The 24,543-nt window shown below is 60.1% G+C and carries 22 protein-coding genes and 1 pseudogene; 3 read left to right on the top strand and 20 right to left on the bottom strand.

Features of this window, described 5'->3' with window-relative positions; translation table 11 throughout:
- Positions 1–101: 101 nt before the first annotated feature.
- From ACRC4F_RS28510 to ACRC4F_RS28485, 6 genes are all read right to left on the bottom strand, one after another.
- A complete protein-coding gene (locus tag ACRC4F_RS28510; RefSeq protein ID WP_438662338.1) occupies positions 102–1,490 on the bottom strand; it encodes a sigma-54-dependent transcriptional regulator in 1,389 nt (462 codons plus the stop codon).
- The gene (locus ACRC4F_RS28505; protein ID WP_438662337.1) at positions 1,480–3,252 is read right to left on the bottom strand and encodes an ATP-binding protein; all 1,773 of its coding nucleotides are present in this window, start codon (positions 3,250–3,252) and stop codon (positions 1,480–1,482) included. Before ACRC4F_RS28505 ends, ACRC4F_RS28510 begins: the two co-directional genes overlap by 11 nt.
- Positions 3,249–4,376, bottom strand: a complete 1,128-nt coding sequence (locus tag ACRC4F_RS28500; protein ID WP_438662336.1) for a GNAT family N-acetyltransferase — start codon at positions 4,374–4,376, stop codon at positions 3,249–3,251. Before ACRC4F_RS28500 ends, ACRC4F_RS28505 begins: the two co-directional genes overlap by 4 nt.
- 175 nt (positions 4,377–4,551) lie before the next feature.
- On the bottom strand, positions 4,552–5,430 hold the full coding sequence (locus ACRC4F_RS28495) for an alpha/beta hydrolase (protein WP_438662335.1): 879 nt from the start codon (positions 5,428–5,430) through the stop codon (positions 4,552–4,554).
- The gene (locus ACRC4F_RS28490; protein ID WP_438662334.1) at positions 5,427–6,821 is read right to left on the bottom strand and encodes an aspartate aminotransferase family protein; all 1,395 of its coding nucleotides are present in this window, start codon (positions 6,819–6,821) and stop codon (positions 5,427–5,429) included. The genes ACRC4F_RS28495 and ACRC4F_RS28490 overlap by 4 nt, the downstream gene beginning before the upstream one ends.
- A complete protein-coding gene (locus tag ACRC4F_RS28485) occupies positions 6,814–7,527 on the bottom strand; it encodes an MtnX-like HAD-IB family phosphatase (protein WP_438662333.1) in 714 nt (237 codons plus the stop codon). Before ACRC4F_RS28485 ends, ACRC4F_RS28490 begins: the two co-directional genes overlap by 8 nt.
- Before the next feature lie 220 nt (positions 7,528–7,747).
- On the opposite strand from ACRC4F_RS28485, the gene ACRC4F_RS28480 reads away from it, so the two are divergent.
- On the top strand, positions 7,748–8,509 hold the full coding sequence (locus ACRC4F_RS28480) for a MipA/OmpV family protein (RefSeq protein ID WP_438662332.1): 762 nt from the start codon (positions 7,748–7,750) through the stop codon (positions 8,507–8,509).
- 172 nt (positions 8,510–8,681) lie between these two features.
- Here the strand turns inward: ACRC4F_RS28480 and ACRC4F_RS28475 are convergent, their stop codons facing one another.
- From ACRC4F_RS28475 to ACRC4F_RS28410, 14 genes are all read right to left on the bottom strand, one after another.
- A complete protein-coding gene (locus ACRC4F_RS28475) occupies positions 8,682–9,101 on the bottom strand; it encodes a transporter (RefSeq protein ID WP_438662331.1) in 420 nt (139 codons plus the stop codon).
- Between the two features lie 10 nt (positions 9,102–9,111).
- The gene (locus ACRC4F_RS28470) at positions 9,112–9,486 is read right to left on the bottom strand and encodes an EamA family transporter (RefSeq protein ID WP_192420029.1); all 375 of its coding nucleotides are present in this window, start codon (positions 9,484–9,486) and stop codon (positions 9,112–9,114) included.
- Positions 9,483–10,403, bottom strand: a complete 921-nt coding sequence (locus ACRC4F_RS28465) for an arginase (protein WP_438662330.1) — start codon at positions 10,401–10,403, stop codon at positions 9,483–9,485. Before ACRC4F_RS28465 ends, ACRC4F_RS28470 begins: the two co-directional genes overlap by 4 nt.
- 299 nt (positions 10,404–10,702) lie before the next feature.
- Entirely contained in the window at positions 10,703–11,032 is a 330-nt protein-coding gene (locus ACRC4F_RS28460) for a GlpM family protein (RefSeq protein WP_438662339.1), read from the bottom strand.
- A gap of 8 nt (positions 11,033–11,040) precedes the next feature.
- On the bottom strand, positions 11,041–12,369 hold the full coding sequence (locus ACRC4F_RS28455; RefSeq protein ID WP_438662329.1) for a sigma-54-dependent transcriptional regulator: 1,329 nt from the start codon (positions 12,367–12,369) through the stop codon (positions 11,041–11,043).
- Positions 12,366–14,267, bottom strand: a complete 1,902-nt coding sequence (locus tag ACRC4F_RS28450; protein ID WP_438662328.1) for a sensor histidine kinase — start codon at positions 14,265–14,267, stop codon at positions 12,366–12,368. Before ACRC4F_RS28450 ends, ACRC4F_RS28455 begins: the two co-directional genes overlap by 4 nt.
- 271 nt (positions 14,268–14,538) lie before the next feature.
- Complete coding sequence (locus tag ACRC4F_RS28445; protein ID WP_438662327.1) at positions 14,539–15,273, bottom strand: amino acid ABC transporter ATP-binding protein; 735 nt, start codon at positions 15,271–15,273, stop codon at positions 14,539–14,541.
- Positions 15,270–15,941 (bottom strand): amino acid ABC transporter permease, encoded by a 672-nt coding sequence (locus tag ACRC4F_RS28440; RefSeq protein ID WP_438662326.1) that lies wholly within the window; start codon positions 15,939–15,941, stop codon positions 15,270–15,272. The genes ACRC4F_RS28445 and ACRC4F_RS28440 overlap by 4 nt, the downstream gene beginning before the upstream one ends.
- Positions 15,941–16,687 carry an amino acid ABC transporter permease gene (locus tag ACRC4F_RS28435; protein ID WP_438662325.1) on the bottom strand — a complete coding sequence of 249 codons (747 nt, stop codon included), beginning with the start codon at positions 16,685–16,687 and terminating at the stop codon, positions 15,941–15,943. Before ACRC4F_RS28435 ends, ACRC4F_RS28440 begins: the two co-directional genes overlap by 1 nt.
- 192 nt (positions 16,688–16,879) lie before the next feature.
- A complete protein-coding gene (locus ACRC4F_RS28430) occupies positions 16,880–17,794 on the bottom strand; it encodes a glutamate/aspartate ABC transporter substrate-binding protein (protein ID WP_438662324.1) in 915 nt (304 codons plus the stop codon).
- 448 nt (positions 17,795–18,242) lie between these two features.
- Entirely contained in the window at positions 18,243–19,781 is a 1,539-nt protein-coding gene (gene glpD, locus ACRC4F_RS28425) for a glycerol-3-phosphate dehydrogenase (RefSeq protein ID WP_438662323.1), read from the bottom strand.
- Between the two features lie 330 nt (positions 19,782–20,111).
- Positions 20,112–20,867 carry a DeoR/GlpR family transcriptional regulator gene (locus tag ACRC4F_RS28420; protein WP_007916700.1) on the bottom strand — a complete coding sequence of 252 codons (756 nt, stop codon included), beginning with the start codon at positions 20,865–20,867 and terminating at the stop codon, positions 20,112–20,114.
- A gap of 95 nt (positions 20,868–20,962) precedes the next feature.
- The gene (gene glpK / locus ACRC4F_RS28415) at positions 20,963–22,468 is read right to left on the bottom strand and encodes a glycerol kinase GlpK (RefSeq protein ID WP_438662322.1); all 1,506 of its coding nucleotides are present in this window, start codon (positions 22,466–22,468) and stop codon (positions 20,963–20,965) included.
- A gap of 76 nt (positions 22,469–22,544) precedes the next feature.
- Complete coding sequence (locus ACRC4F_RS28410) at positions 22,545–23,396, bottom strand: MIP/aquaporin family protein (protein WP_438662321.1); 852 nt, start codon at positions 23,394–23,396, stop codon at positions 22,545–22,547.
- Between the two features lie 371 nt (positions 23,397–23,767).
- On the opposite strand from ACRC4F_RS28410, the gene ybaK reads away from it, so the two are divergent.
- Both ybaK and ACRC4F_RS28400 read left to right on the top strand, forming a co-directional pair.
- Positions 23,768–24,238, top strand: a complete 471-nt coding sequence (gene ybaK / locus ACRC4F_RS28405; RefSeq protein ID WP_438662320.1) for a Cys-tRNA(Pro) deacylase — start codon at positions 23,768–23,770, stop codon at positions 24,236–24,238.
- 60 nt (positions 24,239–24,298) lie between these two features.
- Positions 24,299–24,397: pseudogene (locus ACRC4F_RS28400) on the top strand (isomerase); the annotation flags it as partial.
- Between the last annotated feature and the right edge of the window lie 146 nt (positions 24,398–24,543).

Genomic DNA, 24,543 nt, shown 5'->3' with positions numbered 1-24,543 from the left:
AGCCTGCTCGCGATAGCGGTGTATCAGTCAAGCAGAGGGTGACTGACACGACGCTATCGCGAGCAGGCTCGCTCCCACAGGGTTTTGTGTGTTGCTGGAAATCAGCGGACGATTTTGTCTACGTGGATGCCCAGTTTTTTCAGGCGATACCAGAAGCTGCGCTCGGAGATCCCGATCAACTGCGCCGCGGCAGCCTGCACGCCGTTGCTCTGTTGCAGCGCCGCCAGAATGTAGGCCTTTTCGACCTCCGCCAGCGCCGCTTCCAGATCCGCCGGCACGCTGCCTTCCGTGATCACGGCACCACTGCTGCCGGAACTTGAAGCAAACAGATAAGCCGGCAAATCCTCCTCTTCAATCACTGCCCCCGACGCCACGATCGTCGCGCGCTCCACGCAATTCTGCAGCTCGCGAATATTTCCCGGCCACGAATAATTGGCCATGGCCTGCAAGGCTTCGGGACTGAAACCGGTAAAGCGCTTGCCCGCCGTGGCGCCCAGGGTGTGGGCAAAGTGCCGGGCCAGTGGCGCAACGTCTTCAACCCGTTCGCGCAGGGCCGGCAGCGGAATCGGGAACACGTTGAGGCGGTAATAAAGGTCTTCGCGAAACTCCTTGTTGGCCACCGCGTCCAGCAGGTTTTTGTTGGTCGCGGCAATCACCCGCACATCCACTTTACGCTCACGCGGATCGCCCACCGGCTCGATCACCCGTTCCTGCAAGGCCCGGAGGATCTTCGCCTGCAAGGCCAGCGGCATTTCACCGATTTCATCGAGGAACAACGTGCCCTTGTCGGCCTGCATGAAACGCCCGACGCGATCCGCTACGGCGCCGGTAAACGCGCCTTTGCGGTGGCCGAACATCTCGCTTTCCAGCAACCCTTCGGGGATCGCCGCACAGTTGACTGCGACGAAGGGTTTGTCAGCGCGGTTGCCGTGTTTGTGGATCGCCCGGGCGACCATTTCCTTGCCGGTGCCGCTTTCGCCGGTCAGCAGAATCGTCGCGTTGCTTTCGCGCACCGAATCGATCGCGTGCAGCACCCGGCGAAAACTCGGACTGTCACCGATCAGGCTGTCGATCTGCTGATGCTCGTCGAGCTCGGCGCGCATGCGCTGGTTGTCTTTGAGGATGTCGCGAAATTGCAGGGCCTTGCTGACGGTGATGTCCAGTTCGTCGATGTCGAACGGCTTGGCGATGTAGTCGAAGGCGCCGTTGCGCATCGACTGCACCGCATTTTTCACCGTGCTGTAGGCGGTCATGACAATCACCGGCAACTGCGGAAAACGCGTTTTGATTTCCGCCAGCAATTGCGGGCCGTCCATGCCGGGCATGCGCCAGTCGCTGATCACCAGGTCGATGTCCTCGCACTCCAGCACCTTGAGCGCGTGCAGGCCATTGCCGGCGGTGAACACCTGGATACCGTTCTGACCCAGGGCCGATGCCAGCAAGTCGCAGAGCTTGGGCTCGTCGTCGACCACCAGTACGTTATGTGTCATCGCTGCCCTCGTCGAAGTCTTCACCGTTGGCCGGAATGTACAGCGTGAAGGTGGTGCCGGCATCTTTTTCGCTGACGCATTCGATGCGCCCGTCATGACTTTCCATGATCGAGAACACCTTGGCCAGCCCCAGGCCGGTGCCCGATGCCTTGGTGGTGACGAACGGTGTGAAGATCCGTTCGAGCATGTCCGGTTCGATGCCCTGGCCGGTGTCGCAGACGCTGATCACGGTGTAGTCCTCGTCGCTGCTGATCCCCACCGTGAGCCGCCCGCCGTCGGGCATGGCGTCGATGGCGTTGACGATCAGGTTCAGGCCGGCCTGCTTGAGTTGCCGTGCGTCGGCGTGAAGCGTCGCGCCGGGCGCCTGATCGTCGATTCGCACATCGATGTTGTGGCTGGCCAGTTCCGGGGCGCAGAAGCCGATCAATTCATCCACCAGCGGCCGCGCCGGTTGGGTCGAACGCAGCGGCGCGCTGGGCTTGGCGAAGTCGAGGAAGTCGGTGATCAGGTCATTGATGCGGCTGACTTCGCTGACCACGTATTCCAGATGACGCTTGTCGGTCTCGGGCAAATCGGCACGCCGGTGCAGCAGTTGCGTGGCGGTCTTGATGATGCCCAGCGGGTTGCGGATTTCATGGGCCAGGCCCATGGCGACTTCGCCCAACGCATGCAAACGGTCGCGGCGGCGCAGTTGCGATTCCAGGTGCTGCAACTCGGCGAGGCGTTCGCTCATGTGGTTGAACGTGCTGCTCAGTTCCGCCAGTTCATCACCGCCGGTGACCGCCAGACGCTGGCGGTAATCCCCGGCAATGACCGCTTGCACGCCTTTGGACAACCCGCGCAACGGCTTGGTCAGGCGTTGCGAGACAATCCAGCCGACCGCCAGGGACGCCGCCGAGCTGAGCAGGAAAATCAGGATGAACAGGTTGCTCTGGTTCACCAGCCCGACCAGGCTGGTGTGGCGCAGCAGTCCGCTGAAGATCACGCCCTGCAACTCACCGTTTTCGTTGAGGATCGGCCGGTAAATGCCGCTGTAGCGATTGGTGAATTGTTCGATCGGCTGCTTGGTGTTGCGCAGGATCTGTTCGATTTTTTCCGGCACGGCCGCCGGGTGATCTTCGAAGCGCTGGGTGGAAAAGATCTCCGAGAAGTCATCGGCCTTGGCCAGGTACAGCCGCAGGTCGAGGGAATGCACATCGGCGACGCTGGTGAGGAAACTGCTGTCCAGGTACGTGGCGATCACCAATTTGTAATCGACGCCGTCCTGATCGGTCTCGAAGGTCGAGACCACCGTGCCGGTGGCGACGCCGCCGACTTGCAGGGTCTGCAACACCGCTTTCGGTTCGGTGCTGATTTGTCGGACGATGTCATCGGCGGCGGTGCTGAACACCACTTTGTGATCGCTGTTGCGCACCAGCGCCACGACGTCGATGCCCATGGAGTCGGCGATGTCGGTGGTCAGTTTGTCGTGTTCACTCGACAACCGATCTGTGGGCGGGCGCGTGTAACGCAGGAACAACTGCGCGGCCCGGGCGTTGTCCCGCAGGATTTCAGTGATCTCGTCCTCGACGATCTGGGTCGATTCCTGCAGCCAAATCCGCACGTTGCTGTCGAAAATCTGCGACAGGGTGGTGGCCGCCAGCTCAGCCGCGATCATGGTCGGGATCACGCTGACCAGCCAGAACGCGAGCACCAGTTTGCGCTGCAGGCTCCAGCCGGAGAGGGCAAAAGGTCGGGCGGTGGCGCGTGGGTCTTTGATCATCGTGCTTCGCTTATTGCAGCAGCCATGGCGGAATCGGAACGGTCCGGTCGAATGAACATTTTCACCACGCGCAGCAAGCTGTCGAGCAAGCGATTGCGATGGCGGAAAAACACGGTGTTGCCGGTAAACGAGCAACCCAGGCGCAGCTTACTGGCATAGCCGGCCTGACCGCACGCGTAGATCGGGATGCCGTGTTCAATACAGTAGTCGACATTGGCCAGCCAGCTGCGCACGTACAGGTTGTGATCGCGGGTTCGGCTCAGGTCGTGGGCGAAGAATTTGTCGACCAGGCGTTGCTCGTCCAGCAGCACTAGGTTGAACGCCACCAGCTCTTCGCCGACCCAGTAAAGCACGCACGCAGCGCGCTCATCGAGGTGTTCGAGCACCTGGCGAAAGTAACCCGGCGGCAGGCGTTCGAAGGTCAGGTCACTACGCTCAAGGGTGGCTTCGTATAACGCCATCATTTGTGGCAGCAGGTCTTCAATAGAACGCCGCCATTCGATGCGCGGACCTTGCCCGCGCAACGTGCGGCGCAGGTCTTTGCGGGTGGATTTGCCGAGGGTGCCGAGGTACGCGTCCACGGAGCCAAAACGGATCGGCAGTTCGGCGCTGGGCAGACCGGGCATGCTTTGCAGGCCGGCGTCCTGGCACACCTGCAACCACTGCGGATCGCGGTGAGAGGCGTCCTTGACCGCCAGCAGACCGATACCTGCCTGATCGGCGTCGTTGCGCGCCAGGGTCAGTAATTGCTCAAGCAAGGCTGGGCGTCGGGCCGGGTTGATCTGGCGCGCGGTCCCGACATGGCATTGCTCGGCCACCGGCGAACCGAGGGCGTACAGGCGCACGTCGAACAGCCCCGGCCACCAACGGCGCAATTGTTCGGTGACGCGTTTGCCCGGACCCTGAACCGTGGTGTCAAGCGAATAGGCGGTGGTAAACGCCACCGCCGCGGCAACCAACACCTCGTCCTCGTACAGCGCCAGATAACGCCAGTGAAAATCCGAAATGCCTGCCAGTTCAACGGCCCGGTAATAATCCCAGTCCTCCAGTTCGCCGGGGAAACAGTCATTCCAGGCACTGCGGTCGATGGCTTCGATGGTCGAAAAGGCAAGGGCATTGATCACATCGGTTCCTTAAAATTTACCCACATGGCAGCCGTCCCCCAATCCCTGTAGGAGCGAGCCTGCTCGCGATGGTCGTTAACGATAACGCGGGGTTACAGGATTAACGCGGCGCTCTTGAGTGCATCGCGAGCAGGCTCGCTCCTACAGGGGTCATGCGTAGGTTCGTCAAATGTGTTCAGGCCAGCTGTCGGTAGTCCTGGCGCACAGGTTGCGGGGCGGTTACCTGTTGCATGAAACGGTGCTGGATGAAGTCCGCGCTCAGCTCCACGACCCGTCGGTATTGCAGGTCTACGGTGATCATGTGGTAGCAGTCGTCGAGCAGGATTTTCACCACCGGGCCGCCGAGTTTGCGTTCCACATAGTCGGCGTTCCAGCGGCTGGTGATGTCGTCTTCGCGAGAGTGCAAAACCAGCGCTTGAGTGGTGATCTGCGGCATGCGTTTTTTCACCGCGGCCACGAGCCGATGCAGCTCCCGCACACTCACCCCGGACATGGTCAGCAGCCCGGCATTGCTGCTTTCACCGGCCTTCATCTGCCGTTCGACGATGGCGCGCAAGCGTTCGTCCTTGATGCCGAACGGTGATTTTTCGTTAAAGCGGCACAGGTGCACGCCATACGGAATCGCCATCAGCAACGGCGTCAGTACCGCGACTTTGGGCATGTTCCAGCCGTCGTAGCGCAGGGTTGTCGAATACAGCAACAAGCCCTCGATCTGCCCCGGATGCTCGGCGGCCAGGTACATCGACAGCACCGCGCCCATCGACAAGCCGCCGACGAACACGTGCTGGTGTTTGCGCCGGACACCGATGAAGGTGTTGCGCGCGCTCTCGTACCAGTCGCGCCAACCGGTGGCTTGCAGGTCGGCGTTGTCCCCGCAATGGCCGGCCAGGGTCGGTACGTAGACCGTGCAACCGGCCTTCGCCAGGCCCATCGCGACCCGGCGCAACTCGGTCGGCGTGCCGGTGAGGCCGTGGATCAACAACACCGCGACCTCCCCGTTACCGAGAACGAAACCGGCGCTGCCTTCGCCCATGTCGATCTCAGGCTGGCTCATCTCTTCATCGCCCGATGCAGCAGACGGTCGAGCAACGCAATGCCGAGGTCGATCTCCGGGTAGCTGATTTCCAGCGACGGCGCGAGGGTGATCACGTTTTTGTAGTAACCGCCCACATCGAGAATCAGGCCCAGGCGTTTGCCGTCGATTTCGATGTCGCCCTTCATGCCTTCTTCGACCATGAAATCGAGCGTTGCCTTGTCCGGTGTGAAACCGTCCGGGCCGCAGATTTCACAGCGCAGGGCCAGTCCCAGACCGTCGACGTCGCCGATGATCGGGTAGCGTTTCTGCAAGTCTTTCAGGCCTTCGAGGAAGTATTTGCCCTTGTTCATGACCCTCTTGCCGTAGTCGACTTCGCTGGTCATCTTGAACATTTCCAGGCCCACCGCCGTGCCCAATGGATTGGACGCGAAAGTCGAATGGGTCGAACCTGGCGGGAAGATTTTCGGGTTGATCAGCTCTTCCTTGGCCCAGATGCCGCCCAATGGGTTGAGGCCATTGGTCAGTGCTTTGCCGAAGACGATGACGTCCGGTTTGACGTCGAAGTGCTCGATCGACCACAGCTTGCCGGTGCGGTAGAAGCCCATCTGGATTTCGTCGACCACCATCAGAATGCCGTGCTGGTCCAGCACATGCTTGAGTTCGCTGTAGAAGTTCATCGGCGGAATCACGTAGCCGCCGGTGCCCTGGATCGGCTCGACATAGAAAGCGGCGTATTCGCTCTGGCCGACTTTCGGGTCCCAGACGCCGTTGTATTCGGTCTCGAACAGACGGGCGAATTGCTGCACGCAATGGCTGCCGTACTCTTCCTTGGTCATGCCTTTCGGGCCGCGGAAGTGGTACGGAAACGGGATGAAGTTGGCGCGCTCGCCGAAGTGGCCGTAACGGCGGCGATAGCGGTAGCTGGAGGTGATCGACGAGGCGCCGAGGGTCCGGCCGTGGTAGCCGCCCTCGAAGGCGAACATCAGGCTTTTGCCGTTGCTGGCGTTACGCACGACTTTCAGCGAGTCCTCGATGGACTGCGAGCCGCCGACGTTGAAGTGCACGCGACCGTCGAGGCCGAATTTCTTCTTGGCGTCCACGGCGATCATTTCCGAGAGCTCGATCTTGCCTTTGTGCAGGTACTGGCTGGCGATCTGCGGCAGCGTGTCGATCTGCTGTTTCAGCGCATTGTTGAGGCGCGGGTTGGCGTAACCGAAGTTGACCGCCGAGTACCACATTTGCAGGTCGAGGTAGGCCTGGTCTTCGGTGTCCCAGACGTAGGAGCCTTCACAGCGGCTGAAGATGCGCGGCGGGTCGATGTAGTGAACGGTGTCGCCGTAGGAACAGTATTTGGCTTCCTTATCCAGAAGGATTTGGTCTTCAGGCGTAGCGATTCGAATATCAGACATGGTGGAGGAGTTCCTGATTTTCTGGGTTGAAAGTTTCTACGTTGAAGGAGGTGGCGTTGGCAGCACTGGCACTTGGCAGCAGGGCGAGCAACGCTGGCAGTTCGGCGAAGCTGTCAAAACGTGCGTAGGCGATGCCGTTACGCTCGCAGTGCTCGGCCAGGCGATCCTTGGCGAACACGAAATCGGCGGTGGACGCCACGCACATGTCGGACTGGCCGTCGCCGATCACCAGCACGCGTTTGGTGCTGGGGGTGGATTTGCATTTGCAGTTGCCGGAGGCGGCGCGGCAGGCGTCGCTGGCATGGGGGAAGTCGATGCGCCAGCTCTGGTGGTCGAGTTGCCGCAGACGGTTGGCGAGGATCGGCAACAGGCTGACGTAGTTGCGCGCCAGGATCCGTGCGATGCCTTGCTCGATGCCGTCGCTGACCACTTCAAGGGTCGCGCCGAGGCCGATCACGTGGTCGACGAAGTCGGGGAAGTCCGGGTCGATCTCGATGGTGTCGAAGAACCCGAGCAGTTCGGTCGACGTGGCCTTGACCAGCGCGAGCTGGCGGCTGAGGCATTCACGGGAACCGATGTCGCCCGCCAGCCACTCGTTTTCGATCGCTTCCCAGCTTGGGTCGGCGAACCGTTGGAGGATGCTGTCGATCACGTCGGTGCGGGTGATGGTCCCGTCGAAATCACACACGATATGCCAGTCAATCATCTGTTGTACCTATCTTGGCAGGAGGCGCTGTTTGCGCTTGCCAAGGGGGTAGAGCAGGGACTGTGCCAACCGGGTTCGGCCCCGCGGGGCTGGGGTTTCGGCGTATGTGTGGGTCAACGAAGCTACAATTTTTGTAGGTCGCTACAAACAACATGAGTGCTTGCGCGGGAGGTGCGATTCGGGGATTGATGCGCGCATATCCAGCTCAAGGAATTGCCTCATGTCGAGGATTACTGTTGCTCTATTCGCCGCGCTGACGTGCCTTTCGGCCAACGTTTCAGCGGATGGCATCACCGGTGAGGCGGGGGGTGGCCTCAGCTATCAGCCACACGATCCGACCGGTAGCCGCTACGAAACCCGGCCGGTGCCGTACCTCGATCTGGACTGGGGCGATGTCAGTCTCAGCACGGATGACGGGCTGACCTGGGACGCGTTGAACGCCAGTGGTTTCAGCGCCGGACCATTCGTGAACTACCTGCCGGGGCGCACCTCCAACGGCGAGCTACATGGGTTGCGCGATGTGCCGGACATGGGCGAGGTGGGTGGCTATGTGCAGTACGCGCCGGCTGATTTCTGGCGGGTGTTTGCGTCGGTCGGGCAAGCGGTGGGCGGGCGCGGCGGGCAGGGCGGGGTGTTGGGGCGTGTTGGCGGAGAGGTGGGTTATCCACTGGGTGGCGGGGTGATTGGCAGCTCCAATCTGACCGCGCATTTTGCGGATGCGCGGCAGAGTCAGACGTTTTTTGGGGTGAGTGGCGAAGAGTCTCAGGCTTCAGGGATTCGGCCGTATAACGCCGGTGGTGGATTGCAGAATGTGGCGTTGACCCAGAGTTTTGAATTTCCCTTGGCGCCGCAGTGGTCGTTGCTGACGAGCGCAAGCTGGATTCACCTGACGGGGGCTGCGGCGGACAGCAGCATTGTCAAAGAGGTTGGGGATACCAACCAGGGGGAAGTGCAGGCGGCGGTTGCTTACACTTTTGATTAGATTTTTGTGTGGGGCTGTTAGATCGACCCCTCACCCCAGCCCTCTCCCCACGGGGGAGAGGGGGAGAGGGAGCCGACCGCATGCTATTCAAAACCTGAGTTCGACTCGATTTTTCAGGTCGATGTAACTCGAATAGCACCTCGGTCAGTCCCCTCGCCCCGGGGGGAGAGGGTTAGGGTGAGGGGTGTTCTCCAGCCATATCCTCACCCTCGGCCAGCAACGCAATCCCGCCCATGATCACCGCCACCCCCACCCAGTGCAGCACGCTGATCTGCTCGCCCAGCCCCAGCCACGACCCGAGCAACACCCCGACAAACACCAGCGAACTCAGTGGAAACGCCAGGGACAAACTGCTGCGGCGCAAGATCAGCATCCACACGAAAAACGCGCCGATGTAGCAGGCAATCGCGAACCACACCCCCGGATTCACCGCCACGGCCAGCAGCCATTGCAGGTTGAAATCCATCTGCCCCAGCTGATCTCCGCCCACCTTCGTGGCGATCTGGCCAGCGCTTTCAAAGCCGATCAACAACGCCCAGAGCACCACCGTGCCGAGGCGTTCATGCAGCCAGTCGGTCTTCCCTCTGATCATCGTTTGAGCCTCACGCATGGGCGACACACACGAGCATCACGCCCGCCGTAATCACCAAAGTGCCAAGCCAGCGCCGCCGGCTGACGGTCTCGCCGAGGATCAGTTTTCCGGCCAGCACCACGCCGCAATACGCCAGCGCCGCCGCCGGAAACAACAGGCTCAGAGGCGCCCGGGACAGGGCTTCGAGCCAGACGAAAAATTCGATCACGTAGGCGCCGATCCCGCACCACAGCAGCGGCGCGTTGAACACCTGACCCCAGAACGCATTCAGCCGAAACCCACCTTCGAGTTCCGGCAAACGGTCCAGGCCGAGCTTGAAACAGAGCTGGCCGATGACGTCCAGCACAATGGAAAACGCTACCAGCACAATCACGGTGAGGGTCATGGGAACAACTCCTCGAACAGATCGATCAATGCCTGATTGGTCGCCGAATTGCGCAGCAGATCGGCTTCGCTCCAGCGTTCGGCCGGCGGCTGGTCGGACTTGGCCTCCCAGCGTTTGAGGGCGTTGCTGAAAGCGGGGCGGGCGTATTCGCCGCAGATGTCGATGCCGATGATTCGCTTGCTCGCTGCCAGTACGCGTATCGCTTGCAGCAAATGGCTCAGGCGCATGCCGCCCTGGTCCCAATTGGTCGCCGCGTCTTCGCTGGCCAATACGTCCTTGTCGATGGTGATCCACACCGCGCGGGTGGGCAGGCTGGCGATCATCTGTTCGAGAAATTCCGGCCAGTCCAGATCCGCCAGATTGCGCCAGTGCAGCTGGTTTTCCTGCTGTTGATGACCGGCACCGTCTCCGACCCGGCCCCAGACTTTCGAGGGCGGACGCTGCCACGGAAACAGCTGCAACACGCCGCGCTTGAGCGCCTTTACATTGCCACCCTTGAGCTGCGGATTTTGCAGGTCGTCGCTGCACGGACCGAGAGTGACGATGCGCTGGATGTTCGGCAGTTTCAGCGCCTGATTGATCCACGAACCGCAATGCCGGCGCGGCGCGAAGCGGACCCAGTCGGGGTGGTTGTCGAAGTGGATCAGGCTCACCGGTTCCGGCAAATCGGTCAGGAAGGCCGGGGTCAGATGATGATAATCGCCGGAGCCGACAAAGAAGATTTCCGGCTGCGGGCCGCTGTGCCGGGGCCGTTGCTGCAAGCGTTCGGCGAAGCGCCGCCAGGTCCGTTCGCTGGACCACAGGCGCAGTTTCGGGCCGAGATCGAGCAGGTCGAGACGTTTGGCACGGCCGCTGTCGAGCAGCCACTGGATGGGCGCCTGGGCGGTCAGGCTGTGGTCGAGATCTAGAATGTTCAAGGTTGCAAATCACCCCTTGGCAGACCCTCCCAGACACCGGCTTCATCGATCATGAAGGCCGGCCGAGGGGGCTTTTGGGGGTAAATGCAAGGGGCGGGCCAGGCGCTTAAAACCACCCCTCACCCCAGCCCTCTCCCCAGCGGGGAGAGGGGGAAAGGGAGCCGATCTTCGTGCTTTTCAAAGTCTAAGTTCAACTCGGTTTTTCAGGTCGATGTAGCTCCAAGTGCACCTCGGTCAGTCCCCTCGCCCCCTGGGGAGAGGGTTAGGGTGAGGGGTGGTTTTAGAGCCAGTCACAACAGTCAGGCGTGGAGGCGGACCCAGACGGTGACGAGGAGGGTGGCGGCCATCAACCATGCGACGGCCGCCACGGCGAGCGAAGCCTCTAAGCGCATCCGGTCGACCATCACATACAACGTCGCCAGATAGACGAAATACGGAATGATCGACCACATCCCGAACACGATGGTGGTCTTCAAGTCCTCCAGCGAACGACCCTTGCCGACGATGTAATGCGCAATCAGCGCAAAGGTCGGGAACAGCGGCACCAGGCCGGCGATGTAATAGTTTTTGGTCTTGGCCAGCGCCGCGAGGATGACGACCACTGCAGCACCGAGCGCCGCTTTCAACAACAGATCCATCAGTGGCTCAGCCCATACTTTTTGACTTTGTCGAACAGCGTGGTCTTGGCCATCCCCAGTTCCAGGCTGGCCTGGGTCAGGTTGCCGCCGCTGCGTTGCAATGCGTCGCCGAGCAAGTTGCGTTCGAACGCTTCCACCGCTTCGGCGAAAGCCAGGCCCTGATTGCTGCCGCTGGAACCGGTCTTCTTGAAGGCCGGCAGGCCGAGGGCATACCGCTCGGCGACGTTGCGCAGTTCACGCACGTTGCCGGGCCAGTCGTGGCTCATCAGGTTCGACAGGGTCTGGTTGTCCAGCTCCGGCACAGCGCGGTCAAAGCGCAGGGACGACTGCTGCAGGAAGTGTTCGAACAGTTGCAGAATGTCTTCGCGGCGCTCGCGCAGGGGCGGCAATTCGAGGGTCACCACGTTCAGGCGGTAATACAGGTCGCTGCGAAACTCGCCGGCCTTGCTCGACTCGTCGAGGTCGGACTTGGTCGCCGCAATCACCCGGCAATCCACGGCCACGCTCTGGTTCGAACCCAAACGTTCGAGGGTGCGCTCCTGCAACACCCGCAGCAGTTTGATCTGCAAGGGCAGGGGCATGCTTTCGACTTCGTCGAGGAACAACGTGCCGCCATCGGCGTGTTCGATCTTGCCGATGCGCCGTTTACCGGCACCGGTGAACGCATTGGCCTCATGGCCGAAGATCTCGCTTTCGAACAGGTTCTCCGGCAGGCCACCACAGTTCAGGGCAACGAACTGCTTGGTGTGCCGGCGACTGAAGTCGTGCAGGCAGCGCGCAACCAATTCCTTGCCGGTGCCGGTTTCACCTTCGATCAGCACGTTGGCCGACGTATCGGCGACGTTGGCGATCAATTCCCGCAGGTTCTGCATGGCCGGCGAGCGGCCGATAATCCGACCTTCCAAAGAATCACGCTCCGCCAGTTGCCGGCGTAACGAAGAAACTTCCCGGGCCAGGCTGCGTTGCTCCAGGGCGCGACGAGCGACATCCACCAAGCGTTCCGGGGAGAAGGGTTTCTCCATGAAGTCATAGGCGCCTTTTTGCATGGCGCCGACGGCCATGGAGATGTCGCCATGGCCGGTGATCAGCACCACCGGCAGGCTGCGATCGCGGGCCTTGAGTCGGGTCAGCAGTTCCAGACCATCGATGCCCGGCAGGCGGATGTCGCTGATGACGATGCCGGCGAAGTTGTCGCCGACCCGCTCCAGCGCTTCTTCGGCACTGCCGACACCCACGCAGGGAATGTCTTCCAGGGTCAGCGCCTGCTGGCAGCCGAGCAGCACATGGGGGTCGTCTTCGACGATCAGCACACTAAGGTCGTTGTTCATATTGGCTCGGCGTGAGTGGGGCTTACCAACGGTAAACTGAGGACGAAGGTGGTGCCACCGCTGGCCGGGTGCTCGACACCCAGATGCCCACCGGTGGCGGCGGCCAGGCTGGCGGAAAGGGTCAGACCCAGCCCCAGGCCTTGTTCGCCGGGTTTGGTGGTGAAGAACGGTTCAAACAAGTGCTTGCGCGCTTCGGCGTCGATGCCGTGGCCGTTGTCGCGTACGCGCAGGCGATATTTGCCATCGAACGTTTCGCCTTCCAGCCACAGCTCGGGCAACGGTTGCGCCTGCATGGCGTCGAGGGCGTTGCCGATCAGGTTGACCAGAATCTGCTCAAGGCGCGTCTGGTCGATTTGCACCTGCCGGTCGTCGAACTCGCGATGCACTTTAAGGTGGACGCTTTCGACTCGCCCTCCCAGCAATTGCAGCGCAGCGTCCACGGCTTTGCCGAGGCAGGCCTGACCCTTGTCGTCACCGCGACGGGCGAAGGAGCGCAGGCTGGCGGTGATGCGGCCCATGCGATCGATCAATTCGTTGATGGTCTTGAGGTTGGTGCTGGCCACGTCCAGTTGACCGCGCTCGAGAAAGCGCACGGTGTTGCCGGACAAAGTGCGCAATGCCGCCAGCGGCTGGTTCAATTCGTGAGCGATGCTGGTCGACATCTGGCCGATGGCGGCGAGTTTACCGGCCTGCACCAGTTCATCCTGGGCGCGGCGCAAGGTCTCTTCGGCCTGGCGCCGTTCGCGGATCTGGCCCTTGAGTCGGTCGTTGCTGGCGCGCAGGTCGGTGGTGCGTTCGGTAATCCGACGCTCCAGTTGATTGTTGGCTTCCTGCAGGGCTTCTCGGGCGGCGAGGCGGGTGGCGATCACCTTGCGCCGCTCGTTCCAGGCAATCAGCAGGAACGCGACGAGGGCAAACGCCACCGCCACCAGAATGCCCTGATTGATCGCCTCGCGACGCAAATCCTGCAACGGCGTGAGCAGGGTGAAATTCCACGGGGTGTCACTCAGCGGGCGGGTCTGCGAGAGGTAGCTGATGTCCTCTTCATCGGATTCCACTTCGCTGTTGGCGGGGAAGGTCAGTTTTTCCTCGCCTTCGGCCAGTTTTTCCCGGGCCAGCGGTTGCAGTTCGTTCAGCGGGAACCAGTAGTACTGAAGGCTGCGGGCCAGTTTTTCCTTGGTTTCGTCGCTCAACGGAACAACGGATTTGAGCCGTCGCGCCGGATCGCTGGAAAGAATGATGATGCCGTTCTCGTCGCTGACGAAGGCTTCGAGGCGCGCGCGCTGCCAGCGTTCTTCCATGGCTTCGAGGCGGACCTTGACCACCGCGACGCCGATGATCTTGCCGTGTTCTTCCAGGCCGTGGGCCAGGTAGTAACCGGGTTCGCCGTTGGTGCTGCCGATGCCGTAGAAGCGCCCCGGCTGACCGCGCACGGCGTTCTGGAAATAGGCGCGAAAGGACAGGTCTTCACCGAGGTAACTGTCGACATCGCGCCAGTTGCTGCTGGCCATGACACGGCCGGTGGTGTCCATCACATAGATCGCCCGACTGCGGCTCCGCCGGTTCAGGCCTTCGAGGTATTCATTGACCGTTTGCCGGTATTCCGGAGACGGGTCGGCCAGCAGTTTTGAAACACTGGATTCGAGTTCCAGCAGGCTGGGCAGGTAGGTGTACTTGCTGATCTCGCTCTCGACGGCGCGGGCGTGCAGTTCAAGCTGACGCTGGCCGTTCTCGCTGAGGCTGCGTATCCCGTAGTGTTCACTGACCCAGAAGCCGAAGTAACCCAATCCGATCATCAGGGCGATGACCAGCGGTGGCAGGAACAGATGGCGAATCAGACGGGGTTTCACGGCGAGTGATGGCGGCGCGGCGCGATAGAGAGTGGGGTCGCATTTCATCACAGATGCCTTGGGTCAACCACAACACAAATCTCAAGACCACCACCGATCCAGTGTGGGAGCGGGCTAGGGTGGGGAGTGGGTTTTGTGGCGAGGGGATTTATCCCCGTTGGGCTGCGAAGCGGCCCCAGCACTTCAAAGTCAATCCGCATGCAATAGATTGACGACTGCTGCGCAGCCGAACGGGGCGGTGCGACGATTCGCTAAATCCCCTCGCCACAAAACCCCCTCACCACAAAAGCCCGCTCCCACATGGGGAGCGGTGTCTTTCTTAGTGCTGCAGAATCTTGTTGAGGAAATGCTGTGTACGCTCGGCGCGGTGGCTGATGTCGCCGAAGAAGTCCTCTTTCTTGCAGTCTTCGATGATTTTGCCCTGGTCCATGAAGATCACACGATCCGCCACTTTGCGGGCAAAGCCCATTTCGTGGGTCACGCACATCATGGTCATGCCTTCGTGGGCCAGTTGCACCATCACGTCGAGCACTTCGTTGACCATTTCAGGGTCGAGTGCCGAGGTCGGCTCGTCGAACAGCATGACGATCGGGTCCATCGCCAGCGCGCGAGCAATCGCCACACGCTGTTGCTGGCCACCGGAGAGCTGGCCCGGGTGCTTGTGGGCGTGAGCCGAGAGGCCGACGCGCTCAAGCAGTTGCAGGCCTTTCTTGGTGGCTTCTTCCTTGCTGCGGCCCAGCACCTTGATCTGCGCGATGGTCAGGTTTTCAGTGATGGTCAGGTGCGGGAACAGTTCGAAATGCTGGAACACCATGCCCACGCGCGAGCGCAGTTTCGGCAGGTTGGTCTTCGGGTCGGCGATGGACGTGCCATCGACCACCACGTCGCCCTTCTGGAACGGTTCCAGGGCGTTGACGCATTTGATCAAGGTGGATTTGCCGGAGCCGGACGGCCCGCACACCACGATCACTTCGCCTTTTTTGACCTCGGTGCTGCAGTCAGTCAGTACCTGGAAGTCGCCATACCACTTGTTGACATTCTTGATAGAGATCATACGGCAAACCTTTTTTGCAGACGCTTGACCAGCAGCGAGGCGGCAAAGCTGATTGTGAAGTACGTGAGACCTGCAAAGATCAGGAACTCATTGGAGCGACCGATGATGTCGCCACTGGCACGGGAGGCATTGAGGAAGTCCACCAGGCCGACCGCGTAGACCAGGGAGGTGTCCTGGAACAGGATGATGCTCTGTTGCAGCAGCAGCGGGGTCATCTTGCGGAACGCTTGCGGCAGGATGATCAGACGCATCATCTGGCCGTAGTTCATGCCCAAGGCCTGGGCAGCACCCATCTGGCCCTTGGGAATCGATTGCACACCAGCCCGGACGATTTCGCAGAAGTACGCCGCTTCGAACATCATGAAGGCCACGATGCAGGAGGCGAACGCGCCGATCGGCGTGTCTTCGCCGGTGATCCAGCGCAGCACGAACGGCACCGCCAGATAGAACCAGGTGATGACCAGCAGCAATGGAATCGAACGGAAGTAGTTGACGTACGCGCCGGCGATGTTCGACAGCAGCTTGCTGTGGGACAGGCGCATCAGCGCCAGGATCGTGCCAAGGATGATCCCGCCGATGACGCCAAGCACCATCAGTTGCAGGGTCATGACCATGCCGTTCCACAGGCCCGGCAGGGACGGGATGATACCCGAGAAGTCGAATTCCATCATTTACCCCCTACGGAAATCAGGCCCGGTACGGCAACTTTCTTCTCGACGCCACGCATCAGCAGCATCAGGCCCATGTTCAGGGTGAAGTAGATCAACGTTGCCAGGGTGAACGCTTCGAACAGGTTGGCGGAGAACTCGGCGGTCTGTTTGGTCTGCGCGAGCAGCTCCATCAGGCCGATCAGCGACGCCACGGAGGAGTTCTTGAACACGTTCAAAAATTCCGAGGTAAGCGGCGGAATGATGATCCGGTAGGCCTGGGGCAGCAGCACATTCCAGTAGATCTGCGGCAGTTTGAAGCCCATGGCGCGGGCAGCGGATTCCTGGCCTTTTGGCAGCGCCTGGATGCCGGTGCGCACTTGTTCGCACACGCGGGCGGTGGTGAACAGGCCCAGGCAGACGACGACGCTGAGGAAAGCCGAGGTGGTCGGGTTCAGGTCCTGCTTGTACCACTCTTGCAGATCCGCAGGCAGCAGGTCGGGCACCAGGAAGTACCAGATGAACAGCTGAACCAGCAGCGGCACGTTACGGAAGAGCTCGACGTAGCAGGTCGCGATGCCCGATACGATACGGTTCGGCACGGTACGCATGACGCCCAGAATCGAGCCCAGTGTCAGGGCAATGATCCAGGCCGCGACGGCGATGGCAATGGTCCAGCCCAGACCGGAGATGTACCAGTCGAGATACGTCTCGCTGCCCACGCCGGTGGACTTGAAAAACACGCCCCAGTCCCAGTTGTAATTCATTAGGGTCTCCCCTCAGATCAATCGATGTACAAGTGCCCGCCTGGGGAAGCTCCGTTCCCGCCCGACCATAGTAGTCAGGCACACACGAGCGGCTCGACAGCCACCGGTTCGAGTGTTTCCAAAAATGCCAGCAGGGAGTGACAACCTCCTGAAAGGGCAGTGGCCCTCTCAGGAGATAAGGTTAGTCAGAAATCAGGACTTCTTGTCGTCAGCCGCTTTATCGGTCGGATTGGCGATCAGGGCCTTGAGCTCGTCGCTCATCGGGAAGTTCAGGTTCAGCCCTTTTGGCGGGATTGGCGACATGAACCATTTCTCGTAGATCTTGTTGATCTCGCCCGATGCGTAGGTGGCCTTGATGGCGTCATCCACAGCCTTTTTGAACGGCTCGTCGCCTTTGCGCACCATGCAGCCGTAGATTTCGTAGGACTGTGGAGTGCCGGTCACGGCCCAGTCACTTGCCTTCTTGGCCTTGGCAGCTTCACCCGCCAGCAGGGCGTCGTCCATCATGAAGGCAACGGCACGGCCGGTTTCCAGCATCTGGAAGGACTCGCCGTGGTCCTTGGCGGAGATGACGTTCATGCCCATCTGCTTGTCGGCGTTCATCGCCTTGAGGATGCGCTCGGACGTGGTGCCCGCGGTGGTCACGACGTTCTTGCCTTTCAGGTCGTCGAAATCCTTGTACTTGGAATCTGCCTTCGACAGCAGGCGAGTACCGATTTCGAAGATGCCGACGGAGAAGTCAACTTGCTGCTGACGTTCCACGTTGTTGGTGGTGGAACCGCACTCGACGTCCACGGTGCCGTTTTGCACCAGCGGGATACGGGTTTGCGAGGTCACGAGGTTGTATTTGACCTGAAGGTTCGGCAGGTCCAGGTCTTTCTTGATGGCTTCGACGATTTTCAGCTGGATATCGTGGGAGTAGCCGACCGGTTTACCGGAAGCGTCCGCGATATAGGAAAACGGAATGGAAGCGTCACGATGCCCGAGGGTGATGACACCGGACTCTTTGATCTTCTTCAGTGTGCCGGTGAGCTCGGCAGCGAAAACTGGAGTGGTAATCAGAGCGGCAGCAATGGCTGCGCCCAGGATATGGGGAACGATGCGCATCAAATTTTCCTCGACATTGTTTTTTTTATGGAGCCAGTTCATCGGCCCTTTTGTGCTTCGAATGCCTGACGGCTCCTGAAACGGGAGCAACAGGCATTCGTCCAAGAGTGTAGAGCATGACTCGTGCCAGGCCAGGCGGTATAAATCAAGTTGTTGATTTATAAGGGGATTAAATATTTGTGGCGGGTTTTTTGACGAAGAATAATCCGGTTATCCGAATCGACTAACAGGTCGCGTTCGGAAAACCGAATACACTCTATCGACTTGCGCATATCCCCTGTAGGAGCGAGCCTGCTCGCGATGAGGCCATCCAATCCGGCATTTATGGCGCCTGACACTCTGCTATCGCGAGCAGGCTCACTCCCACAGAGGGATAGCCATCTGGCGGAATGTAAAAAAGCCCCTGAATCGTGAAATTCAGGGGCTTTCGTTCAAGCAGATTGTGCGATCAGGCCGCTTCGATCTTGCTGCGGTTCTGCTCGACCTTGCTCAGGTAATCCGCCAGTTTCTGCTGTTCGGCAGGGGTGGTGAACAAGCCCAGCTTGCTGCGGCGCCACAGGATGTCATGCGCGGTGGTCGCCCATTCTTCGCTGCACAGGTAATCGACTTCGCGGGTGTAGAGACCGCCGCCGATGTGTTCGCCCAGATCGCTGAGATTCTGCACGCCTTCCATCATGCGCCAGGTGCGGCTGCCATAAGTGGTGGCCCAGCGGCGGGAAATCTCGGTTGGCACCCAGTCGAACTTGTCGCGAATCAGCGAGCTCAGCGCTTGCGGGGTGGTCATGTCTTCGCCGCCCGGCAGTGTCGCGCTGACGGTCCAGCTTGGCTTGATGTGCGTGAAGTACGGCGCCAGTTGTGCCAGTGCCGACTCGGCCAGTTTGCGGTAGGTGGTCAGCTTGCCGCCGAACACCGACAGCAACGGCGCTTCTTCGCCTGTGCCCGAAAGCGCCAGGGTGTAGTCGCGGGTGACGGCCGACGGGTTGTCGGATTCGTCGTTGCACAGCGGACGAACGCCGGAATAGCTGTGCAGGATGTCGTCGCGGCTGATCCGCTTCTTGAAGTGGCCGTTGACCACTTTCAACAGGTAATCGGTTTCGCCTTCGGTGATCGCCACCGCAGCCGGGTCGCCAGTGTACTCGCGGTCGGTGGTGCCGATCAGGGTGAAGTGATTGAGGTACGGAATGGTGAAGACGATGCGCTGATCTTCGTTTTGCAGAATGTGCGCGTGTTCGCCTTCGTACAGTTTCGGCACGATCAGGTGGCTGCCCTGAATCAGGCGAATGCCGTACGGCGATTCCATCTTCAGGTCATCACGAATGAACTTGGCGACCCATGGGCCGGCCGCATTCACCAAGGCCTTGGCGCGGATCGAAAACAGGCTGCCATCGGCGCGTTCCAGGTGCAGGTGCCACAACCCTTTAGTGCGACGGGCGCTGACACAACGGGTCTGGGTGTGAACGTGGGCGCCTTTCTCGCGGGCGGCCATGGCGTTCAGCACCACCAGGCGCGCATCGTCGACCCAGCAATCGGAATATTCGAAGCCTTTGGTGATTTCGCTTTTCAGCGGGCTGTCCGGGCCGAACTTCAGGCTCTTCGAGCCTTCGAGTTTTTCTCGCTTGCCGAGGTTGTCATACAGGAACAGGCCGGCGCGAATCATCCAGGCCGGACGCAGGTGCGGGCGGTGGGGCAACACGAAGCGCATTTGCTTGACGATGTGCGGCGCCTTGGCCAGCAACACTTCACGTTCGGCGAGGGCTTCGCGCACCAGGCGGAATTCGTAATGTTCGAGGTAGCGCAGACCGCCGTGGATTAGCTTGCTGCTGGCCGACGACGTGTGGCTGGCCAGGTCATCCTTTTCACAAAGGAACACCGAAAGACCGCGACCGGCGGCATCCGCTGCGATCCCCACGCCATTGATCCCGCCACCGATGACGGCGATGTCGTAGACCTCAGCGAGAGGGGGCGTAGGCAAGGTAGAAGTGGGCATCGGCTGGCCTCGGGCTCTTTTGATTTTCTGTATTGGAATACGAACATTAATGTTCATTTGCGAAAATAGTAGCCCATTAAACCGCCCACAGCCAGTCAACTTCGATTGAAAATACTGATCGAAGGGCCATTAAAGGAAAATTTACGAACATTAAATGATGGTGATGGAGACTTTTGTGGCGAGGGAGCTTGCTCCCGCTCGGCTGCGCAGCAGACGCAAATCAGATGACTCGTTCATCCTGAAGTACCACGATTACCGGTTTAAGGGCTGCTTCGCAGGCCAGCGGGAGCAAGCTCCCTCGCCACAAGGGAGCGTGCTGTTTGGAAAGGGTTAAACGACTTCCAGCCGAATCTTGTGCTGACTCAACAACTGCGCCAACGCCGGCACTGGCTGCTGATCGGTCACCAGGCAATCAATCAGGCTGATTGGCCCCAGGCGAATCATGGCGTTGCGCCCGAATTTGCTGGAGTCCGCCGCCAGAATCACCTGCCGCGCATTGGCGATGATCGCCTGCGACACTCGCACTTCCTGGTAATCGAAGTCCAGCAGGCTGCCGTCCTCATCGATACCGCTGATGCCGACCAAGGCGAAGTCGACCTTGAACTGGTTAATGAAGTCGACACTCGCCTGACCGACCACACCACCATCGCGCCGCACATTGCCACCCGTCAGCAGAACGTCGAAGTCGTCCTTGGCGCTGAGCATCGAGGCCACGTGCAGGTTGTTGGTGATGATCTTCAGGTGATTGTGATTGAGCAGCGCCCGGGCAATCGATTCGGTGGTGGTACCGATATTGATGAACAGCGAGGCGTGATCCGGGATCTGCGCCGCAATGGCTTCACCGATACGCTGTTTTTCATCACGCATCTGATCGGCGCGCATGGCGTAGGCGGTGTTTTCGACACTCGAATCGTAGGCGGCGCCGCCGTGGTAGCGACGCAACAAATTGGCTTCCGCGAGCTGATTGATATCGCGGCGGATGGTTTGCGGTGTAACGACGAACAGCGTGGCCATTTCCTCGATGCTGACATAGCCGCGTTCGCGGACCAGTTCGAGGATTTGCTGCTGACGGGGAGGCAGATTCATGGGGCTTCCTTTGGGCTGCCGTGCAAAATTTGCCCATGATGCCGCAGGAATCCGCTCCCTACCAGTTACATGCAGATACGAGTACTTACGTCGGCTTATTCAGCGCCTTCATGAGGTTCCCAATCACGTGTGCGGCTGACGGCTTTTTTCCAGCCGGCGTAGAGTTTTTCCTTGGCGGTTTCGTCCAGGGTCGGTTCGAATTCGCGCTCGATCACTGCCTTGCCGCGCAACTCGTCCAGGCTGCCCCAGAAGCCGCACGCCAGACCGGCCAGGTAAGCCGCGCCCAGTGCGGTGGTTTCGCGCATTTGCGGACGCTCGACCTGAGTGCCAAGGATGTCGGCCTGGAACTGCATCAGGAAGTTGTTCGCCACCGCACCGCCGTCCACGCGCAGGGATTTCAAGCGTTCGCCGGAATCCTGTTGCATGGCGTCGAGAACGTCGCGGGTCTGGTAGGCAATCGACTCCAGCGCTGCACGAATGATGTGATCCACGCGTACACCGCGAGTCAGGCCGAACAGCGCGCCACGGGCATACGGGTCCCAGTACGGTGCGCCGAGACCGGTAAAGGCCGGCACCAGGTACACGCCGTTGCTGTCCTTGACCTTGTTGGCGAAGTATTCGGTGTCGTGGGCGTCGTTGATGATCTTCAGCTCATCGCGCAGCCACTGCACGGTGGAGCCACCGTTGAACACCGCGCCTTCCAGCGCGTAAGCCACTTCACCACGCGGGCCGCAGGCGATGGTGGTGAGCATGCCGTGCTTGGACTTCACGGCTTTGTCGCCGGTATTCATCAGCAGGAAGCAGCCGGTGCCGTAGGTGTTTTTCGCCTGGCCTGGCTCGACGCACATCTGGCCGAAGAGGGCCGCTTGCTGGTCGCCGGCGATACCGCCGATGGCGATGCCGCTTTTAGTGTGGCCGTAGATTTCCGACGAAGATTTAACTTCCGGCAGCATCTCGCGCGGAATATCCAGCACCTCCAGCATCTTCGCGTCCCACTCCAGAGTGTGGATGTTGAAGAGCATGGTGCGCGAGGCGTTGGTGTAGTCGGTGACGTGAACTTTGCCGCCGGTAAATTTCCAGATCAGCCAGCTGTCGACGGTACCGAAGAGCAGTTCGCCCTTGCGCGCACGCTCGCGGCTGCCTTCGACGTTGTCGAGGATCCACTTGAGTTTGGTGCCGGAGAAGTACGGGTCGGTGACCAGGCCGGTGGTGTCGCTGATGTATTGCTCGTGGCCATCGCGCTTGAGCTGCTGGCAGATCTCGGTGCTGCGGCGGCACTGCCAGACGATCGCGTTATAGATCGGGCGGCCGGTGGTCTTGTCCCAGACCACGGTGGTTTCGCGCTGGTTGGTGATGCCAATGGCCGCAACCTGGTCGTGATGCAGGCCGGCTTGCGCCAGGGCCTCGACCATCACGGCGCTTTGGGTGGCGAAGATTTCCATCGGGTCATGTTCGACCCAACCGGCTTGCGGGTAGTGCTGGACGAATTCGCGCTGGGCGGTGCAGACCACATTCGCGTCACGATCGAAAATGATCGCGCGGGAGCTGGTCGTACCCTGATCGAGGGCAATGATGTAGTTCTTATTCTGAATGTCGGTCATGTCGATTGCCTTGGACGAAAAAAGGGAGAAAAGGTCCGGCGCGCGATCAAATGGGCAGGATCACGCGCCTACGGTATCAAGAAGTTCTTGGTTTGCCGTCAATGGCCGGTGTTGCGTCCTTTGTAGCAGGTATGGCGTTGGGCAGATGACGGGCAATCAGCCCGCGATAGGCTGCAGCGCCGAGGCAGGCACCGACAATCGGTGCAAAAATCGGAATCAGGAAATACGGGATGTCGCGGCCGCCAGTGAGGGAAATTTCACCCCAGCCTGTGAAGAAAGTCATCAGCTTGGGGCCGAAATCACGTGCCGGGTTCATCGCAAAACCGGTCAGTGGACCCATCGAGCTGCCAATCACTGCGATCAGCAAGCCGATAAGCAGCGGTGCCAGAGGGCCTTTTGGCAGACCATTGTTGTCGTCGGTCAGGGACATGATCACGCCCATCAGGATGGCGGTGATGATCACTTCAACCAGGAAAGCCTGGGCGGTGGACAGGGCCGGGTTGGGGAAGGTGGAGAACACCGACGCCAATTCAAGGCTGGCCTGGGTGCCACGAACCATATGGTGAGTTTGTTCGAAATCGAAGAATAGGTTGCTATAAAGCGTGTAAACCAAAAACGCGCCGCAGAACGCGCCGGCCACTTGAGCGAGGATATAAAACGGCAGTTTGCGCTTTTCGAAGTCGGCGAAAATGCTTAAGGCAATGCTTACGGCGGGATTGAGGTGAGCTCCGGAAACTCCGGCAGTCAGGTAGATCGCCATGCTCACGCCGACGCCCCAGATGATGCTGATTTCCCACAGCCCAAAGCTGGCACCCGCGACCTTGAGCGCAGCAACGCAACCGGTGCCGAAAAAGATAAGCAGTGCAGTGCCCAGAAACTCGGCCATGCATTGGCTTGAGAGCGACGGTTGTTGTAAAGCAGTTGTCATTGAAAACCTCGTTTTTGTTGTTGTCTGGCGCTTCTTTCGTCATGGCCAAAGCGCGTTTTCCACCGAGGCAGAATCCCCATCCTGTTCTCGGCCTGCTGCTGGGTGCTGCGGTAGGACATTTCGTACGGTATTCAGATTCGAAAAAATATAGACAAGAAACGCCGCTGTCAAAGGTCGAAAGTGAACCGTCAGTCACAATTCAACTATTAGTCACGTGAATGATCGTATCGTTCACGCGACGGCCTCAACCTGGACGAACGGCGCAAGGCGCTTCCAAGCCTTTGAAACAGTGGCGCAATAGAGCCTTTTGCCAAGCAATGACCTAGAATCCAGCGCAGGATTTTTCTACTGCCGCCCAGTCTGGAGCTGCCATGACCCCCGCATTGGATTTGTTGAAAAAAGTTCGAGCCGAACATCGCGTGCACAGTTATGAACATGACCCGAAAGCAGCATCCTATGGATTGGAAGCCGCAGAGAAACTGGGATTGGACCCCGCGCAAGTGTTCAAGACCTTGCTGGCGGCCAGTGAGAAAGGCGAATTGCTGGTGGCAGTGGTGCCGGTCGTCGGAAGTCTGGACTTGAAGCATCTGGCGCACGCTGCAGGCGTAAAAAAAGCCGAAATGGCCGATCCTGCCGCTGCGCAACGAGCGACGGGTTATTTGTTGGGTGGGATCAGTCCGTTGGGGCAGAAAAAGCGTTTGCGCACCTTCATCGACAATTCAGCTCAACCCTTTGCCAGCATTTTTGTCAGCGCGGGTCGGCGCGGTCTGGAAGTTGAACTGGCGCCGGGCGTATTGGCCGAACATACCCAGGCCAAGTTCGCCGATATCAGCCGCGTCTGAATCAGGGAGAGTCCGAGCAGGCGGTGCTCGATTGTCAGCCCGACAGGGTCGCCTGGCCAAACTGCCAGGCGGGGGTTGTTCTGCCGGCTGGAAGGGGATCGGGTGAAGATTGGCGGGAGGGCGACGTTGGTTGCGAGTGGAACGCTGATGCTGGCGTAACCCTCAATCCAATGTGGGAGCTAGCTGTGATCTCTCTGTAGGTTGTTCACTCGGGGCTTTTCCGGGAAATTGGAGGTGCGAACCAAACCAAGTACCTGGAGGCCCCGAGTGAACACTCATAAAAATGCCCGATTAACCGTTTCTGG

The sequence above is a fragment of the Pseudomonas sp. genome (genome assembly GCF_051660785.1).
Lineage (GTDB): Bacteria > Pseudomonadota > Gammaproteobacteria > Pseudomonadales > Pseudomonadaceae > Aquipseudomonas.
Note: the sequence above shows the minus strand (reverse complement) of the source record. Positions and strands in the feature narration are given on the sequence as shown.

What these genes read in the sequence shown, in the direction of transcription:
- ACRC4F_RS28410 (WP_438662321.1), bottom strand. Translation starts at nt 23,396, where the DNA reads ATGACAACTGCTTTACAACAACCGTCGCTCTCAAGCCAATGCATGGCC.
- ACRC4F_RS28490 (WP_438662334.1), bottom strand. Translation starts at nt 6,821, where the DNA reads ATGTCTGATATTCGAATCGCTACGCCTGAAGACCAAATCCTTCTGGAT.
- ybaK (WP_438662320.1), top strand. Translation starts at nt 23,768, where the DNA reads ATGACCCCCGCATTGGATTTGTTGAAAAAAGTTCGAGCCGAACATCGC.
- ACRC4F_RS28455 (WP_438662329.1), bottom strand. Translation starts at nt 12,369, where the DNA reads ATGAACAACGACCTTAGTGTGCTGATCGTCGAAGACGACCCCCATGTG.
- ACRC4F_RS28480 (WP_438662332.1), top strand. Translation starts at nt 7,748, where the DNA reads ATGTCGAGGATTACTGTTGCTCTATTCGCCGCGCTGACGTGCCTTTCG.
- ACRC4F_RS28445 (WP_438662327.1), bottom strand. Translation starts at nt 15,273, where the DNA reads ATGATCTCTATCAAGAATGTCAACAAGTGGTATGGCGACTTCCAGGTA.
- glpK (WP_438662322.1), bottom strand. Translation starts at nt 22,468, where the DNA reads ATGACCGACATTCAGAATAAGAACTACATCATTGCCCTCGATCAGGGT.
- ACRC4F_RS28430 (WP_438662324.1), bottom strand. Translation starts at nt 17,794, where the DNA reads ATGCGCATCGTTCCCCATATCCTGGGCGCAGCCATTGCTGCCGCTCTG.
- ACRC4F_RS28450 (WP_438662328.1), bottom strand. Translation starts at nt 14,267, where the DNA reads ATGAAATGCGACCCCACTCTCTATCGCGCCGCGCCGCCATCACTCGCC.
- ACRC4F_RS28440 (WP_438662326.1), bottom strand. Translation starts at nt 15,941, where the DNA reads ATGGAATTCGACTTCTCGGGTATCATCCCGTCCCTGCCGGGCCTGTGG.
- ACRC4F_RS28485 (WP_438662333.1), bottom strand. Translation starts at nt 7,527, where the DNA reads ATGATTGACTGGCATATCGTGTGTGATTTCGACGGGACCATCACCCGC.
- ACRC4F_RS28495 (WP_438662335.1), bottom strand. Translation starts at nt 5,430, where the DNA reads ATGAGCCAGCCTGAGATCGACATGGGCGAAGGCAGCGCCGGTTTCGTT.
- ACRC4F_RS28470 (WP_192420029.1), bottom strand. Translation starts at nt 9,486, where the DNA reads ATGACCCTCACCGTGATTGTGCTGGTAGCGTTTTCCATTGTGCTGGAC.
- glpD (WP_438662323.1), bottom strand. Translation starts at nt 19,781, where the DNA reads ATGCCCACTTCTACCTTGCCTACGCCCCCTCTCGCTGAGGTCTACGAC.
- ACRC4F_RS28475 (WP_438662331.1), bottom strand. Translation starts at nt 9,101, where the DNA reads ATGATCAGAGGGAAGACCGACTGGCTGCATGAACGCCTCGGCACGGTG.
- ACRC4F_RS28510 (WP_438662338.1), bottom strand. Translation starts at nt 1,490, where the DNA reads ATGACACATAACGTACTGGTGGTCGACGACGAGCCCAAGCTCTGCGAC.
- ACRC4F_RS28435 (WP_438662325.1), bottom strand. Translation starts at nt 16,687, where the DNA reads ATGAATTACAACTGGGACTGGGGCGTGTTTTTCAAGTCCACCGGCGTG.
- ACRC4F_RS28505 (WP_438662337.1), bottom strand. Translation starts at nt 3,252, where the DNA reads ATGATCAAAGACCCACGCGCCACCGCCCGACCTTTTGCCCTCTCCGGC.
- ACRC4F_RS28420 (WP_007916700.1), bottom strand. Translation starts at nt 20,867, where the DNA reads ATGAATCTGCCTCCCCGTCAGCAGCAAATCCTCGAACTGGTCCGCGAA.